Annotated in this window: 16 protein-coding genes and 1 tRNA gene; 5 read left to right on the top strand and 12 right to left on the bottom strand. The window is 68.5% G+C overall.

Annotated features, from left to right (window positions below):
• The first annotated feature begins 107 nt into the window (after positions 1 to 107).
• The 3 genes from ACIHA7_RS27475 to ACIHA7_RS27465 all read left to right on the top strand — a co-directional run bounded on the left by ACIHA7_RS27475 (position 108) and on the right by ACIHA7_RS27465 (position 1,507).
• Positions 108 to 398 carry a putative quinol monooxygenase gene (locus ACIHA7_RS27475; RefSeq protein ID WP_397293791.1) on the top strand — a complete coding sequence of 97 codons (291 nt, stop codon included), beginning with the start codon at positions 108 to 110 and terminating at the stop codon, positions 396 to 398.
• 202 nt (positions 399 to 600) lie between these two features.
• A complete protein-coding gene (locus ACIHA7_RS27470) occupies positions 601 to 1,059 on the top strand; it encodes a hypothetical protein (RefSeq protein WP_397293790.1) in 459 nt (152 codons plus the stop codon).
• A 232-nt stretch (positions 1,060 to 1,291) separates the two neighbouring features.
• Entirely contained in the window at positions 1,292 to 1,507 is a 216-nt protein-coding gene (locus ACIHA7_RS27465; RefSeq protein ID WP_397293789.1) for a hypothetical protein, read from the top strand.
• Between the two features lie 212 nt (positions 1,508 to 1,719).
• Here the strand turns inward: ACIHA7_RS27465 and ACIHA7_RS27460 are convergent.
• Together ACIHA7_RS27460 and ACIHA7_RS27455 are read right to left on the bottom strand one after the other, a co-directional pair.
• Positions 1,720 to 1,795: transfer RNA gene (locus ACIHA7_RS27460), tRNA-Thr, on the bottom strand.
• Between the two features lie 80 nt (positions 1,796 to 1,875).
• Entirely contained in the window at positions 1,876 to 3,081 is a 1,206-nt protein-coding gene (locus tag ACIHA7_RS27455) for a DNA polymerase III subunit delta' (RefSeq protein ID WP_397293788.1), read from the bottom strand.
• A gap of 119 nt (positions 3,082 to 3,200) precedes the next feature.
• Here ACIHA7_RS27455 and ACIHA7_RS27450 point away from each other — a divergent pair, with 119 nt between their 5' ends.
• Positions 3,201 to 3,746 carry a DJ-1/PfpI family protein gene (locus tag ACIHA7_RS27450; RefSeq protein ID WP_397293787.1) on the top strand — a complete coding sequence of 182 codons (546 nt, stop codon included), beginning with the start codon at positions 3,201 to 3,203 and terminating at the stop codon, positions 3,744 to 3,746.
• Between the two features lie 19 nt (positions 3,747 to 3,765).
• Here the strand turns inward: ACIHA7_RS27450 and ACIHA7_RS27445 are convergent, their stop codons facing one another.
• The 3 genes from ACIHA7_RS27445 to ACIHA7_RS27435 all read right to left on the bottom strand — a co-directional run bounded on the left by ACIHA7_RS27445 (position 3,766) and on the right by ACIHA7_RS27435 (position 7,769).
• Positions 3,766 to 4,269: a DinB family protein gene (locus ACIHA7_RS27445; RefSeq protein ID WP_397293786.1), complete on the bottom strand. Its 504-nt coding sequence runs from the start codon at positions 4,267 to 4,269 to the stop codon at positions 3,766 to 3,768.
• 62 nt (positions 4,270 to 4,331) lie between these two features.
• The gene (gene topA / locus ACIHA7_RS27440; RefSeq protein ID WP_397293785.1) at positions 4,332 to 7,238 is read right to left on the bottom strand and encodes a type I DNA topoisomerase; all 2,907 of its coding nucleotides are present in this window, start codon (positions 7,236 to 7,238) and stop codon (positions 4,332 to 4,334) included.
• A gap of 324 nt (positions 7,239 to 7,562) precedes the next feature.
• Positions 7,563 to 7,769 (bottom strand): cold-shock protein, encoded by a 207-nt coding sequence (locus tag ACIHA7_RS27435; protein WP_011206895.1) that lies wholly within the window; start codon positions 7,767 to 7,769, stop codon positions 7,563 to 7,565.
• Between the two features lie 436 nt (positions 7,770 to 8,205).
• Between ACIHA7_RS27435 and ACIHA7_RS27430 the strand changes: the two genes are divergently transcribed.
• A complete protein-coding gene (locus ACIHA7_RS27430; RefSeq protein ID WP_397293784.1) occupies positions 8,206 to 10,578 on the top strand; it encodes a DEAD/DEAH box helicase in 2,373 nt (790 codons plus the stop codon).
• A 314-nt stretch (positions 10,579 to 10,892) separates the two neighbouring features.
• Here ACIHA7_RS27430 and ACIHA7_RS27425 read toward each other — a convergent pair whose 3' ends face one another.
• The 7 genes from ACIHA7_RS27425 to ssd form a co-directional block, all read right to left on the bottom strand.
• Entirely contained in the window at positions 10,893 to 11,252 is a 360-nt protein-coding gene (locus tag ACIHA7_RS27425; RefSeq protein ID WP_397293783.1) for an Rv3654c family TadE-like protein, read from the bottom strand.
• 53 nt (positions 11,253 to 11,305) lie between these two features.
• A complete protein-coding gene (locus ACIHA7_RS27420; protein ID WP_397293782.1) occupies positions 11,306 to 11,620 on the bottom strand; it encodes a TadE family type IV pilus minor pilin in 315 nt (104 codons plus the stop codon).
• A gap of 62 nt (positions 11,621 to 11,682) precedes the next feature.
• Complete coding sequence (locus ACIHA7_RS27415) at positions 11,683 to 11,868, bottom strand: DUF4244 domain-containing protein (protein WP_397293879.1); 186 nt, start codon at positions 11,866 to 11,868, stop codon at positions 11,683 to 11,685.
• A 354-nt stretch (positions 11,869 to 12,222) separates the two neighbouring features.
• Entirely contained in the window at positions 12,223 to 12,840 is a 618-nt protein-coding gene (locus ACIHA7_RS27410) for a type II secretion system F family protein (RefSeq protein WP_397293781.1), read from the bottom strand.
• A gap of 153 nt (positions 12,841 to 12,993) precedes the next feature.
• Complete coding sequence (locus ACIHA7_RS27405; RefSeq protein WP_397293780.1) at positions 12,994 to 13,785, bottom strand: type II secretion system F family protein; 792 nt, start codon at positions 13,783 to 13,785, stop codon at positions 12,994 to 12,996.
• Positions 13,782 to 14,966, bottom strand: a complete 1,185-nt coding sequence (locus tag ACIHA7_RS27400) for a TadA family conjugal transfer-associated ATPase (protein ID WP_397293779.1) — start codon at positions 14,964 to 14,966, stop codon at positions 13,782 to 13,784. The genes ACIHA7_RS27405 and ACIHA7_RS27400 overlap by 4 nt, the downstream gene beginning before the upstream one ends.
• The gene (ssd, locus tag ACIHA7_RS27395; RefSeq protein WP_397293778.1) at positions 14,963 to 16,075 is read right to left on the bottom strand and encodes a septum site-determining protein Ssd; all 1,113 of its coding nucleotides are present in this window, start codon (positions 16,073 to 16,075) and stop codon (positions 14,963 to 14,965) included. Before ssd ends, ACIHA7_RS27400 begins: the two co-directional genes overlap by 4 nt.
• Positions 16,076 to 16,504: the final 429 nt, after the last annotated feature.

The raw sequence follows: 16,504 nt of genomic DNA, 5'->3' as shown, positions 1-16,504 counted from the left end.
AACGGCGCCCGACCCGGGAGCAACACCCCGCGCCGACGATTTCATCGACCACGCCTCGTCCTTACTGCTGAGAACGCAATCACCCCTCGGCAGAAGAGGTTCCACCTGTGTTGATCATCGCCGGTTACGCCGAAGTCGACCCCGACCGGCGCGACGCCTACGTCAGCGCCTTCCACGACCTGCTTCGCCGCTGCCGGGCAGCCCCCGGTTGCCTCGACTGCGCCATCACCGCCGACCCCGTCGACCCGGCGCGGGTGAACGTCTTCGAACTCTGGGATACCGCGGCGCACATGGAAGCCTGGCGATCCGTCGCCAACGCGCCGGACCCCGGCATCGCCATCAAGAACAACCACGTGCTGAAGTACACCGTCACCGACGCCCGCCCACCGTTCGACTGATCGGTTGCGGCTCAGCACTTTTCGGGCGAATGAGGCGTACCGATAGCGCACCGCCGTGCCCGGATCCGCCGCGCCACCGGGATGGTGTCCGCTGAACAGCGGATATTCGGCAACCTCTCCCGGTGGCATCGTGTTCAACGGACGTTCCCCAACCATTTGTGAAGGAATTACGTTGAACACCAAAGGAATTCGCTATTTTGGCATGCGCACTGCGACGGCAGCGATATTGGCAGGCGCGACAACCCTCGCAGTAGCCGCCGGCGTCTCCGCGGCACCTCCCTCAGGAAGCAGTGGCAGCGGGACCGGCAGCAGCGGAAGCGGGAGCGGCAGTGGCAGCGGACCGGCCGCACCACCCACCCAGCAGTGCAACCAGTCGACCAAGTCCGGTGGCGCAGGCGTCACCGAAACCACGCATCACCTCGGCCGACCCGGCCCCACCTCATTCGTCCTGTCCTACGAGACCTTCGCCATCCCCGACCAGATCGAGGTCTTCTACCAGGGCGGCCGAGTCCACAACACCGGCTACATCGGCGACAACATCAACCAAGGCACCGGCTCAGCCGTAATCAACCTCCCCGCAGGCACCGCAACAACCGTATCGGTCCGCGTCACCGGCCCAGGCGGCACCGACTGGAACTACACAGTCCACTGCCCCCGCTGACCTGGCCCTGATCCTGATCGACACCAATCCGCGTGCGGCTCGGCGGCGGTCTATCTGCAACGTCGCCAGCCTCCGGGTTGCCAGCGACCGTCGCACACAGGCACGCGTCGACCGCGGCCGCGTACAACCGCGCCATGCAGAAGATCAAACAAGCCGAAAAGTACGATGGCGACCGCAACAAGCAGAAGCGCGGACGCAAGTAGCAGTTGAGTCGAACCGGAGGGAACCAACCATGACATCCACCGAATACACGACGCTGCACTTCTCCCAAGCCAATCCCGCCGGCCCCGGCCAAGCAGAGGTATCCACCCTGTTGCGCTCCGTAGCATCAACGATCGAGGAGCTCGGGCCGGTGATCGTCGCGGATCTGATCCTGCATAACGAGGTCACAGCAGACGGACACTGGCCGTCGATCACTGTCTACTACAGCAAGAGCGACAGGGAGTAACGCGCCGTTGTCGTATCGAGGGGCCGATCCGTTTTCGCCGGGTCGGCCCCGTCGTAGTTGCGGCAACGGTCAGCGGGGATGCCTCGAACCTCACAGTGAGCAACCCCGACTGACCAGACGGCGCGTAGGGTGACTTTGCGGGGACTTAGTTGGGAGTTCAGCCGAACAGGTTGAACTTCGGCGAGCCAGAAACTGGCCCTGATCTGGGAGTATGGAGCCGCCTGCGAGAATCGAACTCGCGACCTTTTCATTACGAGTGAAGCGCTCTACCGACTGAGCTAAGGCGGCGTGCCTTTCGGCGTGGCGAGTCTATCGTCTCGGGGGGTGGAACGCGAAAACGGGTGGTCACCGGGGCGGATCGGGCGGGGTCAGGTGGTTTGGGCGGCCGTCAGGGCGGCGGCGAGGGCGGCCAGGGCGAAGCGGGGTTTGACGTTGAGGTCGAGGGCTTCGCGGCAGGCCAGGACGGCGTCGATGGACTTCAGCAGACCCTCGGGGCGGACGCGTTGGGCCAGGTCGTGGATCTGGTCGGACATGTCGGGGTGGGTGAGGGCGACGCCGGAGCCGTTGCGGGCGGCGCCGAAGCGGACGGCGAGGGCGTCGCGGTAGACGCCGGCCACGTCGATGAGGGCGCGGTCGAGGGAGTCGCGGCCGGTGCGGGTGGCGCGCGACTTCTGCCGTCGTTCCAAGTCTTTCAGTACGCCTGCGGAACCGCGAGTGGCGCCCGCGGCACCTTTGCCGGTGCCGCCCGCGCCCATCGCGGTGGCGAGTTCTTCGCGTTCGCGGTCGTCGCGGGTGGCGCTCATCTGTTTGGCTTCGTCGTCGGCGGCCTTGACCAGTTCGTCGGCGGCAGCATAGGCGGCGCCGGGTTTCGAGGCGGCGCCGACCAGGGCCAAGGCCCGCTGACGACGGGCCCGCGCTTCTTCGTCGGTGGCCAGGCGCCGAGCCCGGCCGACGTGACCGCCGCTGATCGAGGCGGCCCAGTTGGCGGTCTTCTCATCGAGCTTGTCGCGCTCGCGCAGCACCTGCGCGATGGCGGGCACCGAGGGCGTGACCAGGTGCACATGCCTGCAGCGGGAGCGCAGGGTCACCGAGATGTCTTCGGGGTCGACAGACGGCGCGCACAGCAGGAACACCGTCCGGTCCGGCGGCTCCTCGACCACTTTCAGAAGCACGTTGCCCGCGGCCTCGGTCAGTCGGTCGGCGTCCTCGATGACGACCACCTGCCAGCGACCGGTGCTGGGCCTGCGCGAGGCGATCTGCACGATCTCGCGCATCTCCTTGGTGCTGATGCTCAGCCCCTCCGGGATCACCCGGCGCACGTCGCCATGCGTGCCCGCCATGGTGGTGGTGCAGGCGTGGCAGCGGCCGCACCCCGGCGAGCCGGGGTCGGTGCATTGCAGCGCCGCCGCGAAGCACAGTGCCGCAACGGATCTGCCCGACCCGGGCGGCCCGGTGAACAACCACGAGTGCGTCATCGCGCCCTGCACCACCTCGGCGCGGGCGGCGACCGAGGCGGTCGTCAGCGCGGACTCGACCGCATCCTGGCCTACCAACCGATCGAAGACACCTGCCACGTCGTACACCCTAGCCGTCCGTACCGACACCGATCGCGGGGTCGGCGCGGTGCGACGCGCGGGCCGGTATTGACCCTGTCGCGGGCCGGGCGGATCCTCGAGAGGGAGGTGTAATCACCGTGAAAATTCTGTTGATCACCGGCGATGCGGCCGAAGACCTCGAGGTCATGTATCCGTATCAGCGCCTGCTCGAAGAGGGCCACGAGGTGGACATCGCGGCCCCCGCCGTCAAGAAGTTGCAGTTCGTGGTGCACGACTTCGTAGACGGGTTCGATACCTACACCGAAAAACTCGGCCACAGTTGGCCTGCCGATGTCGCGTTCGCCGACGTCGATCCGGCCGGTTACGACGCGTTGGTCGTGCCGGGCGGCCGGGCACCGGAGTACCTGCGCAACAACCCGGACTGCCAGCGCCTCGCACGGCACTTCGCGGAGGCGGGCAAGCCCATCGCCGCGCTGTGCCACGGGCCACTGATCCTCGCTGCCGCAGGGGTTTTGGTCGGTCGCTCGTGCAGCGCCTACCCGGCCCTGGCCCCGGATATCGAGGCGGCGGGGGCCAAGTTCGTGGACAGCGAGGCTTATGTGGACGAAAATATCGTCACCGGCCGCGCCTGGCCGGATCACCCCGCTTGGATGCGTGAATTCCTCAGGGTGCTCGACAAATAGCGCCGGCTGAGCACAGCGCTCAAGCGATCCGCGAGTAGGTGGTGTTCGCGCCGTCGAGTTCCTCGCGGATGATGTCGGCGTGCCCGGAGTGGTGCGAGATCTCACGCAGGATGTGCAGCAGCGTGTAGCGCACCGTCCACCACTCGCGCTCCGGCGACCACGGGGCGGTCGGGGTCGGGACCGAGGTGTCCAGGCTGTCCACCGTGCGGATCAGCTCCGCCGTGGCCGCCGCGGCCTCGTCCCATTCGGCGAGCAAACCTTCGACGGTTTCGCCTTCGGCCATCAGGTACTCGCCCTCGAACCGCGAGACGTCGAGCTGCGCGTTCTCGTCGCGCTCGGTGAGCACGGTGATCCAGTGGCGTTCGCAGCTGATCAGGTGGTGCAGCAGGCCGCCGAGGGTCAGTTCGCTGGCGGTGGTGCGCCTGCGCGCCTGTTCGTCATCGATGCCGCGCACCGTGATGCGGAACAGTTCTCGCTGGTTGGCGAGGATGCTGATCAGCTCTTCGCGTTCCTGGTCGGCCATGGGCAATCCTTTCGCGGGTCGTGCCCTTCGGACCGTAGTACGGCCGGGCACGACCCGCGAGTTCAGGAATTACCGACGCCGGTCTTCTTCGCCGCCGCCTTCTTGGCAGCCGTCTTCTTGGCGACCGTCTTGGTGGTCGTCGACTTGGCGGCCGTCGCCTTCTTGGCGGCGGTCTTCTTGGCAGCGGACTTCTTCGCAGGCGCCTTCTTGGCCGCAGCCTTCTTCTTCACCGGCCCACGAGCCCGGCGATCGGCGAGCAACTCCATCGCCCGCTCCGGGGTGATCGACTCGATCTCGTCGCCCTTGCGCAGCGTCGCGTTGGTCTCACCGTCGGTGACGTACGGGCCGAAGCGACCGTCCTTGATCACCATCGGCTGACCGGAGGCCGAGTCGTTGCCGAGTTCGCGCAGCGGCGCCGCCGCGGACGCCTGCCTGCCGCGCCGTTTCGGCTCGGCGTAGATCTTCAGCGCCTCCTCGAGCGTCACGTCGAAGATCTGATCCTCGCTGGTGAGCGAGCGAGAGTCGGTGCCCTTCTTCAGATATGGGCCGTAGCGACCGTTCTGCGCGGTGATCTCCTCACCGGAGGCCGGGTCCTTGCCGACCACCCTGGGCAGCGACAGCAGCTTGAGCGCGTCGTCGAGGGTGACCGTCGCCAGGTCCATCGACTTGAACAGCGAACCGGTACGCGGCTTGGGCGCGGTCGCCTTCTTCGCCGTCTTCTTGGCGGGTGCCGCCGTCTCCGCCGCGGCGGGTTCGGGCAGCACCTCGGTGACGTACGGGCCGAAACGTCCTTCCTTGGCGACGATTTCGTGTCCGGTCGCCGGATCCGTGCCCAGCGAGCGCCCCTCCTGCGGGGTCGAGAACAACTTCTCGGCGACCTCGCGGGTCAGCTCGTCCGGCGGCAGATCGTCGGGCAGGTTGGCCCGCTGCGAGATCGAATCACCTTCGGGGTCATCGGGATTGGTGACCATCCGCTCCAGGTACGGACCGTACCGGCCGACCCGGACGACGACGTCGCGCCCCTCGTCGTCGGCGAACAGCTTGATGGAGTTGATCTCTCGCGCGTCGATGTCGTCGAGCCGCTCGCCGACCATCTTCTTCAGACCGCCGGAGCGCGCGACCGAACCCTCGACGCCGGTATCGCCGCCGAAATAGAAGCTGGACAACCAACTTCCGCGCTGTTCGCGGCCGCCGGCGATGGCATCGAGGTCGTCCTCCATGCCCGCGGTGAAGTCGAAATCGACCAGCCTGCCGAAATGCTCCTCCAGCAGCCCGATCACGGCGAACGCCACCCACGACGGCACCAGCGCGCTACCGCGCTTGTACACGTAGCCGCGGTCGAGAATCGTCTTGATGATCGACGAGTAGGTCGACGGGCGGCCGATGCCCAGCTCTTCGAGCGTCTTGATGAGCGAGGCTTCGGTGTATCTGGCGGGCGGATTAGTGCTGTGCCCATCGGGATTCAGCTCGACCGCGGTGACGCCCTGGCCCTCGTCGAGCGCGGGCAGCCTGGACTCGGCGTCGTCGGATTGACCGCCCGCCTCCTCGTCCACGCTCTCCACGTAAGCCTTGAGGAAGCCTGCGAACGTGATGGTGCGACCCGACGCCGAGAACACGCACTCCTCGCCGGTGGTCGCGACGCCGGTGATGCGCAGCGTCAGCGTGGTGCCCCTGGCGTCGGCCATCTGCGAGGCGACCGTGCGCTGCCAGATCATCTCGTAGAGCCGGAACTCGTCGTTGTCCAGTCGCGCGTGCAGCTGGCCGGGGGTGGCGAAAGTATCGCCGGCCGGGCGGATCGCCTCGTGTGCTTCCTGCGCGTTCTTCACCTTGCGGGTGTACTGCCGCGGCGTGGGATGCACGTACTCGGCGCCGTACAGCTGGGTCGCCTGCGACCGGGCCGCGGCGATGGCCGACTCCGACAGCGTGGTCGAGTCGGTACGCATGTAGGTGATGTAGCCGTTTTCGTACAGTCGCTGCGCGACCCGCATCGTGCGCTCGGCGTTGAAGCGCAGTTTGCGCCCGGCTTCCTGCTGCAGCGTCGAGGTCATGAACGGCGGGTACGGCTTGCGGCTGTACGGCTTGGCCTCCGCGGAGGAGACGACCAGATCGGCGCCGTCGAGAGCCTGTGCCAAGCGGCGCGCGTAGCCCTCGTCCAGTACGACCACACCGGAGGCGGTCTTGAGCTGACCGTCCGAACCGAAGTCACGACCGCTCGCCACGCGCGCACCGGCCACACTCACCAGTCGCGCCCCGAAGGTCCGCGGGTTGCCGGTGTCACCGTCTTCGCCGGGACCAGCGTCGAGTTTCGCGGCGATGTCCCAGTATTCGGCGGAACGGAAAGCCATCCGCTCGCGCTCGCGCTGGACGATCACCCTGGTGGCGACCGACTGCACCCGGCCCGCCGACAAGCGCGGCATGACCTTCTTCCACAGCACCGGGCTGACCTCGTAGCCGTACAGCCGGTCCAGGATGCGGCGGGTCTCCTGCGCGTCGACCAGGTCGTTGTCCAGGTCTCGGGTGTCGGCGGCGGCCGCCTGAATGGCGGGCTCGGTGATCTCGTGGAACACCATGCGCCGGACCGGGACCTTGGGCTTGAGCGTCTCCAGCAGGTGCCAGGCGATGGCCTCGCCCTCGCGGTCGGGGTCGGTGGCGAGGTAGAGCTCGTCGGCGTCCTTCAGCAGGTTCTTGAGCTCGGCGACCTTGGCCTTCTTATCGGGGCTCACCACATAGATGGCCTCGAAGTCGTGGTCCACGTCGACGCCGAGCCGCGCCCAGGACTCGCCCTTGTATTTGGCGGGAACGTCCGCCGCACCACGCGGCAGATCCCGGATATGCCCGACCGAGGCCTCGACCGTGTAGTTACGGCCTAGATAGGGCGCTATCTTGCGGGCCTTGGTTGGGGACTCGACGATCACGAGACGACGCAGGGGACGGCCCTGGTCGGCTGCACCGCGGTCTCGTGTTGCCACCGGCGAATACACCTTTCCTGTCGACCCGCGCGGGGCGCTTTTCGGCGCTGTGCGCGGCTGGGGCAAGCGGGAGCGACGGCTGGGCGTCGCCACCAGACACGTTTATACCTTGACGCTACGTGTGGCCGAGTGCTTGCGACTTGAACCACAGAGCGTACGCGCGTCACTGCGACTCAGTATGCCTTGTGTGCCAGCCCCGGCTGTGCCACGGCGTGTTCACAGGCTCCTGACCTCAGTCGCCGGGTGTGTCTTTGCCCCGGATATAGCTCGTCCCCCACCTCCGGCTAACCGGCGGTGAGGGACGAGTGTGTTGGATTGCGTCGCTCAGCTGAGCGCGCGAACTCCGGTGGCCTGCGGGCCCTTGGTGCCCTGGCCGACCTCGAACTCGACCTTCTGGTTCTCTTCGAGGGTGCGGAAGCCCGACCCCTGAATTTCGGAGTAGTGGACGAAGACGTCAGCGGAGCCGTCCTCGGGCGCGATGAAGCCGAACCCCTTCTCCGCGTTGAACCACTTCACAGTTCCCTGTGCCATTCTGTTCCTTCTCTTTTCTTACCGGAACGGCGGACAACTGGGTTCGTCCACCGGGCCCGTTCCGACCGCTGTACTGTTGGTTCCCCCTGCAGGAAAGCACCAAGCACACCGTTCGCAACATCGATCCTGCTGACGGTTTGGACTTTGGATCCGACCCTCGAACACAGAAGCTTGCGACCAGGAACCAGTGAACCATGTCTTCGAGCAATTCAACAGTCGAGTTACCGACAATTTGCAAAAAAGTTGATCTTGCGAATGCGCAGGTGAGGGACACAATGCCGGAATCCAGACTTGAGGTTCGTTTGCCTCCCGATAACCGAGTGCGCGTATGGCAAAGGGCCTGTGACCCAGGTCGCTATTTGGTATCGAATTGGCAGGTAGACGTTCCTAACCGTCCACGTTTCACACTTTCTGAGCGTGTCGTGGCGCGCGCCGCATGAATCCGACCGACTCGACCGTCCGCACGGCACCCCCTAACGGCCTCAGCTACGGGACATCGTTGCTGAATCGTGTCCTAGTCGGAGCGCCCGCCGACGAGCCCCGATTGACCCACGTCGTCGAGCTGCCCGCCCGCGCCGCCGAGCTCACCACCTGGCCCGATTGGACATCGCCGGAGGTGATCTCGGCATTACGGGACACCGGAGTCGACGCGCCGTGGAGCCATCAGACCCGCACCGCCGACCTCGCGCACAACGGCGCCGACGTCGTGGTCAGCACCGGCACGGCATCCGGCAAGTCGATGGGATATCAGCTACCGGTATTGACCGCGCTGCGCGACGACCCGCGCGCCACTGCCATTTATCTGGCACCCACCAAAGCGCTCGGCGCGGATCAGCTGCGCGCCGTCAGCGCGCTCACGCACGACGGACCGCTGCGCGATATTCACCCAGCAACCTACGACGGCGATACCCCCGCCGAGATCAGGCAGTGGGTGCGGGCGAACGCACGCTGGGTTTTCACCAATCCCGACATGCTGCATCTGGGGATCTTGCGCTCGCATCAGCGCTGGGCACGGGTACTGCGCAGGCTGCGCTACGTCGTGGTCGACGAATGCCACGCCTACCGGGGTGTTTTCGGTTCGCACGTGGCGCTGGTGCTGCGCAGGCTGCGGCGGATCGCCGCGCGCTACGGCGCGGACCCGGTGTTCATCCTCTGCTCGGCCACCACGGCCGAGCCCGCGGCGGCCGCTTCCCGATTGATCGGGGCGCCGTGTGTCGCGGTCACCGAGGACGGGTCACCGCAGGGGCCGCGCACCGTCGCACTGTGGGAGCCGCCCCTGCTCACCACCGTGACCGGCGAAAACGGCGCGCCGGTGCGGCGGGCGGCCACCACGGAGGCCGCCCGGATCATGGCCGACCTGGTGGTCGAGGGCGCGCGGACGCTGACCTTCGTGCGGTCCCGGCGCGCCGCCGAGCTCACCGCGATGGACGCGCGGCGGTTGCTGAGCGAGGCCGATCCGGACCTCGCCGAGCGCGTCGCCGCCTATCGGGCCGGGTATCTCGCGGAGGATCGACGCGAGCTGGAGACGGCACTGTCGGACGGTTCGCTGCTCGGCGCGGCCACCACCAATGCGCTCGAACTCGGGGTCGATATCGCCGGGCTCGACGCCGTGGTGATCTGCGGTTTCCCCGGCACCGTCGCCTCGTTCTGGCAGCAGGCGGGCCGGGCGGGCCGACGCACCCAGGGCTCCCTGGTCATGCTGGTGGCCAGGGACGATCCGCTCGACACCTACCTCGTGCACCACCCGGAAGCATTGCTGGACAAGGCTGTCGAGGCCACCATCACCGACCCGCGCAATCCCTATGTACTGGGTCCGCAGTTGCTCTGCGCGGCGTTGGAGCTGCCGCTCACCGACGCCGAGGTGGACGAGCTCGGCGCGCGGGAGGTGCTGGCAGGCCTCGCCGAGCAGGGATTGATCAGGCGTCGCGCGGTCAACGGTGCCGAGGACCGAGGACGCTGGTACGTCACCGCGGAGACGCAGCCGCACGACGCCGTGGACGTGCGCGGCGGGATCGGCACGCCGGTGGCCATCGTCGACGGCGAGACCGGGCGATTGCTGGGCACGGCCGATGCCGGACGGGCGCCGGCGACGCTGCATCAGGGCGCCGTTCACCTGCATCAGGGCGAGACCTTCGTCGTCGACGAGCTGGATCTCGACGGCGGCGTCGCGTTCGTGCACGCCGCTGAACCGGGGTGGACCACCAGCGCCCGCTCGGTCACCTCGATCGCCATCGACGAGTTGACCGACGAGCGCCGCTACGGCCGGGTGACGACCGCGTTGGCGCAGGTCAGGGTGACCAGTCAGGTGGTCGGGTATCTGCGCACACTGGTCAGCGGTGAGGTGCTCGACCTGGTCGAACTCGACATGCCCGCACACACGCTGCCCACCAGGGCGGTGCTCTATACGGTGCGCCCGGAGTTGCTGGCGCTGGCCGGCATCGATCCGGCGGACGTGCCCGGGGCATTGCACGCCGCCGAGCATGCGGCGATCGGGCTGTTGCCGCTGGTGGCGACCTGCGATCGGTGGGATATCGGCGGGGTCTCCATCGCCGAGCATCCGGATACCGGGCTGCCGACGGTGTTCGTCTACGACGGCCAACCGGGCGGGGCGGGCTTCGCCGAGCGCGGGTACGCCCAGTTGCAGCGCTGGCTGTCGGCGACACTCGCCGTGATCGAGTCCTGCGCCTGCGCGGCGGGGTGCCCGTCGTGCGTCCAGTCGCCCAAATGCGGGAACGGGAACCATCCGCTCGACAAGGCCGGTGCGGCACGCCTGCTCACCTCCGTGCTGGCCGAGCTGTCGGTCCGGTGACGGTGCCGAGCTCGGTTCGTGACGGCACCGAGCTCGGCGTGTGATCGAATGTCTACCTGACCTGGGGCGATCTGCCTGGGAGCCGGACGCGGTGGCTGCGGACCACGGTCCGGGATCCCCGGTCGAATAAAGAGGAATGTATTCAGGTTAACTGAACTATTGCCACATCGCCGCCTGCTTACATGCGCATTCGTTCGTTTCTTTATCCGCGTCACTGCGGACAATTGTGCCGTCTGAAATTATTTGGCCAGGCTATTTGCCGATTTCCGCTACTCGCGACAACGTCTGCGTGCGAGTCAACACTTAGGTTTCTCTCAGTTTTCAACAGGCCCTGCCCGCGCGACAGCGCGCACCATGTGGGTTCCCAACAGACCCATTGGTACATTCCTGTTAACAATCACAGTCGCGTCCCACTCGACGACTTCGCACTCTTCCATCCGCGCCGCCATCCGCCGCACCACCGCTGCCGCCGCAGCGCATCCCGCATCGCCCCCCTCGGCCAATGCCGCGGCTGCCGCCAACGCCGCCAAGTCGGCGGCCGCCTGCGCCCGATGCCGCGTGACAACCACCACACCGACCTGCCCGATCAGCAGCGTCGCCGCGACAAGCGCGGTGACCGCGAGGCACGCGAAGACCGTGGCCGCACCGTCATCGGCCCGAAGCCGGTCCCCCACTGCGCCCCTCGCTGCGCTGCGCACCGCACCTCGGTTCACTCGTCGGCACCCACTCACGGCGTCGTTCCCGGCTCGCGCACCGCGACGGTGTCCGAGTGCAGCGTCAGCAGCGGTAGCAGCGGCGCGCGGGCAGTGACTCGGACGATCACGTGGTTGCCCGCATTGCGCAGCGAGATATCCGCGGCAGGCGGCGCGACGCGGCGGGCAGCGGCGATCGCGTTCGCTTCGTCGCCGCGGGCGGCCAGGCGAGCCGCCTCGCGGGCGGCGTCGACACAGCGCACCTGCGTCGACGCCGCCAGCAACGCGCCGATACACAGCACCACCGCGACGACGAGGGTGGCGAGCGCGATCGCCGCTTCGACCGTCACCGAACCTCGGTCATCACCGAGATACTCGGTGCTCCAACGGTTTATCCGAAACCACCCGACCGCTACACGTTCGTGTTGAGGGCGCGATCGATGATCTTCGTCAGCGCGTTCACAATGCTGTCGCCGGTCACCACCCCGTACAGCACGGCACCGAACGCCGCGGCGGCGATGGTCCCGATCGCATACTCGGCCGTGCTCATCCCGTCGTCGGCGGTCACCGCGTGCACGACTCGCGAACGCAGCTCCATATATACAGCCACCGAACCGTGGATCGCATCGCTCGTCACTCGCTCGATCAGCACCTGATTCCCCTCTCACTGCGGCCCGCGCGGCCGATCCGCACGGACACGTTCCGGTAGGCCGAGCAGACGGTGCGTGCACGGCGCCAGCCATGCCGACAACTCGTCCGCTTCTGACGCACTGGCCTGCCTGCGGGCCAAGTCCGCACGGTGGCGCATAGCGCCTTCGGCGCACCCGCTCGGACTCGCCGACGTACGCCACACCCCAAGGCGGCTGAGCGCGGGCGCACTCGTCGGCGCTCACCCGTGTCCGACCGGCGTAAGAGCGCGCTGTGCCGCCGCGGCCCACCAACTGACGCTCACTCACAGCAGCCCACCGCCGAGCACCCGGCCAGCGAGGCCGATGACAACCGGCACGATGCCGAGGCAGACGAACGCGGGGAGGAAGCAGAGGCCGAGGGGACCGCCGATCATTACTCCGGCCCGCTCGGCCTTCGCCGCGGCCGCATCCTCGACCACGCCGCGCCGCTGCTCGGCCAGTTCGCCGACCGCGACCGCCAGCGAAGCACCCGATCGCGCGGACCGGCGCGCCATCCGCGTCAACGACTCCACCTCCTCCGCACCCGACCGGCCGGTCGCGTCTTGCGCCGCGCGCTCCCATGCCGTTGCCGCATCGGCACCGAGGGCGAGCAGGTCCGCAGCTCGTCGCAGCGCCTCCCCCAGCGGTTCCGGCGCGCCGGGTGCCACCGCCCGCGCCGCGCCCGCCATCGGCAGCCCAGCGCGCAGGCATGCGGCAAGCAGATCGAATACCGAGGCCGAGGCCAGCGGATCGAGTTGCTGCTTCGACGCGGGTACGACGGTGCGCGTCGTGGACCGCCGGAGGGCACGCAGTCGACGGCGCACCGCGACCCGGCCGGGCAACAGGAGCAGTGCGACCGCAAGCAGCACCACCGGCAGGGCCGGATACATTGCCGACTTCATCCAGCACCTCCGCACCAGTCTCATTGCACGATTTCGACTCGAACACAGCGCAATTCGTATTCACATGACCACAGCTTCCCAGGCGTTCCGGGCAGGTGATCGAATGTGTTTGCCACACAACGGATTTGTCCTGACGGCGACAACGCTGTTGATTCATACGAGCACCTTTCGAGTGATGGCATCCGTCCACAGCAAGCCCGCGCAGGCGAGGGCAGCGCCGAGTGGAAGCAGCACGGTCCCTGCCGACGAAGCGAACAGCACGTGCAAGGGGGCGGCACCCATCAGCTGACCGAGACCGAGCCCGAGCAGTGGCAGGGCGGCCAGCACGGTGGCGGTGGCGCGCGCACCAGCGAGAGCTGCGGTGGTGCGGCCGTGGAAACGGATGCGGCCCGCCAGGTCCGTGCGCGCGGCGGACAGCAGCTCGGCCAGCGCCAGTCCGTGCTGTTCGGCCACCTGCCACGCGTCGGCGATGCGAGACAGCTCCGCAGCGACGATGGAATCCGGCTGTCGCAACCCGGCGGCAGCGGAACCACCCAGTCTGCTGCGCCCGGCGCTCACCGCGAACGCCGCGGCGGCTTCGCCCCGCGCTTCGCAGGACGCGACCTCGGCCGCAGCACTCGGATGCGCGCCGACCCGCAGCTCTGCGATCACGGCCTCCAACGCGTCGAGCAGGTAGGCGCATTCGGCGGTTCTACGCCGATCCACGCCCGCTCGACGAACTCGAAACCCGACCGTTCCCACCACCATCGCCGTCGCAAGGAATGGACCGATGCCGAAGACCGACACCGCGGCTACGCCGCAGCAGACGCCGAGCCGGAGCACACTGTCGCGGCGAACCTTTCGAGCCACGACCGGCACGTCGAACAACCCGGCCAACCGACGACGCGGTGGCGATGTCGGCGCCGCGAGCAGTGCGAGCGCCAGACACACCAACGCCGCGCTCATCGGCCGAGCCGCTCATCGAGCATCCGATTCAGTTCGCCCGCCGCAGGAGTCGGGGCGCACGTGTGCCAGGCGGGTGCGATGTGGACGCGGCCGTTGTCGTCGCGGCGGACGAGACCGATCTCGCGCAAGCCCCGTGAACCGTCCGTCCGACGGTGGACGTGCAGCACGATCTGAACGGCGGCGGCGAGCTGGCTGTGCAGTGCGGCGCGGTCCATTCCACCGAGTGCCGCAAGGGCTTCCAGCCGTGCGGGCACCTCCTGGGGCGAGTTCGCGTGGACCGTTCCGGCGCCGCCGTCGTGGCCGGTGTTCAGCGCGGTCAACAGGTCGACCACCTCGGCGCCTCTGACCTCGCCGACCACGATGCGGTCCGGGCGCATGCGCAGCGCCTGGCGCACCAGATCGCGGACGGTCACCGCACCGACGCCCTCTACGTTCGCGGTGCGCGCGACGAGTCGCACCACATGCGGGTGCGGCGGCGCCAGTTCGGCGGCGTCCTCCACGCATACGATGCGTTCGCGCGGCGCGACCTTGGCCAGCAGACCGGAGAGCAGCGTCGTCTTGCCCGCGCCGGTGCCGCCGACCACTAGGAACGCCAGTCGGGCCCGAATGATCCGCTCCAGCAGCTGTTTAGCGTCGGCCGGCACCGCCCCGGCGGCGGCCAGGGCGTCCAACCCCTGGGTGGCGGGGCGTAGCACGCGCAGCGACAGACAGGTGCCGCCGTGCGCGACCGGCGCGAGCACGGCGTGCAGTCGCACGCCGAACGAATCCCCCAGCGCCGCTCCGGTTCCGGACAGCCTGCCGTCGACCCACGGCTGCGCGTCGTCCAGTCGCCGACCGGCCGAGAGGGCCAGCCGCTGCGCCAGCCTGCGCACCGCGGCCTCGTCGGGGAAGGTGATCGCGGTCTTCTCCAAACCGTGTCCGCGATCTATCCACACCGCGTCCGGCGCGGTGACCAGCACATCGGCGACCTGTGGATCGTGCAGCAGCGGCTCGAGCACCCCGGCGCCGGTCATCTCGGTCTGCAACAACCGCAGCGCCCGCAGCAGATCCGTATCGCCGAGTACCGCACCGGCCTCCGCGCGAATAGCGGCGGCCACCTGGGCCGGGTCCGGATCACCCGAACCGCCGGACAGGCGTTCCCGCACCCGATCCAGTAGCTCGGCGGTCACCAGCGCACTCATCGCCGTTGTCCAGCAGGCGCACTCAACACGGCGAGTACCGCGTCGGCCGCGTCGCGCAGCGGTCCGCGCCGGTGCACGGTGAGCCCGCCGCGTTCCAGCCGAGCCGCCAAACCGGATTGGGCGCGCACGGCGGCCAGCAGTGGGAGATCGAGTACCTCGGCGACCTCGGAGCCACGCAGGCCACCGGGCGCGGGCCCGCGAACGATCAAGCCTTGATTGGGGTTCCGTCGCCCGATGTGCGCGGCGACCGCCTCGGCGGCGGCAACGGCCCGCAGCCGGGCGGGTACCACCAGCACGACGAGGTCGGCGGAGTCGAGCATTTGATCGGCGTGCGGGCCGCGTTCGCCGGAAATGTCGCAAACCACCAAATCGCCTGCGGCACGGCCTGCTTCGATGACAGCACGGACGGCGGCGGCGCCGATCTCGCGCGGCAACCGGCCGGCACCGCAGCGTCCACAGGCGAGCACCGCCAGGCCGGGGGCCGCGGCAGGCAGTGCGGCGTGCAGCGCCGCCGCGGACACCCTGCCGTCCTCGACGACCAGGTCCGGCCAGCGCGGTCCGGTGCTTGTCTCGATGCCGAGCAGCAGGTCGAGGCCACCGCCGAGGGGCGCGCCGTCGACAAGCACAGTGTCGCGGCGAAACCCCGCCGCCGCGGATCGCAGCGCGACGGCGGCGGCCAGCGTCGACGCTCCGGCACCGCCTGCCGCGCCTGCCACGGCGACGACAACCCCGTCTCCTGTGCGGTGTTCGCCGTACTCAGCAAACATCTCGATAAGTCCTTCGGCGGCGCCGGGCAGCGCGATGACCCGCTCGGCGCCGACGGCCGCCGCGGCTTGCCAATCGGGTAGTCCCGGTTCGCCGTCGGTGGTCAGTACGACCCCCACCCGGCGCAGATATCCGGCTTCGGCGGCCGCCCGCGCGGCGGTTGTGTCCAGGATCACCAGTGGCGCACCGGTCCAGGCGTGCCGTCCGACGGGTAGCAGGCGTTCGTCCAGCCCGCGTTCGGCCGCGGCGGCGACGCGCCGTACTTCGTCGCGGAGCCGTGGGTCGTGCAGGAGCACGAGGGCCGGTGGCGGGCTGCTGTTGTCCGGCGCCACTTCAAGATTCATGCGGCTGAGCGTGGCCGAAATCGGCTGACGGCAGAAGGGGCGATGGGCCGATTGTGGATAACTCGGGGGTGTGTAGAACTTTCGAGTTCCGCGACGATGACGTTCGGCGTCCGCGAAGGGGGAGGTGAACCGTCCCCGGAATAGAGGACGGCCCCAGCCGGGGGGGGAGGAGGCTGGGGCCGTCGGGTTCAGCCCCGGGGGGTCGGGCTGAACGCGCCTGGACCATGTCCAGGTGCCAGCAATACTACACCCAAGCCCCGCCCACAACGCAAGTCTGTTGCGGCAGAAGTTTCCGGCGATTACGGGCTCCGCGGGGGTGCGGCAAACTCCCCGCTCGCGGCTGCGGATACCGCCGTGTGGGCCGCCGCAGCCTGCGCCGCATCGCACTCGCGCGGTCCCCAGTCGGATCCCCAGTTCCGCACCGCGCGG

Source organism: Nocardia sp. NPDC052316 (genome assembly GCF_044547795.1).
Lineage (GTDB): Bacteria > Actinomycetota > Actinomycetes > Mycobacteriales > Mycobacteriaceae > Nocardia.
The sequence above is the reverse complement of the archived record's forward strand: the minus strand, read 5'-3'. Positions and strand labels throughout refer to the sequence as shown.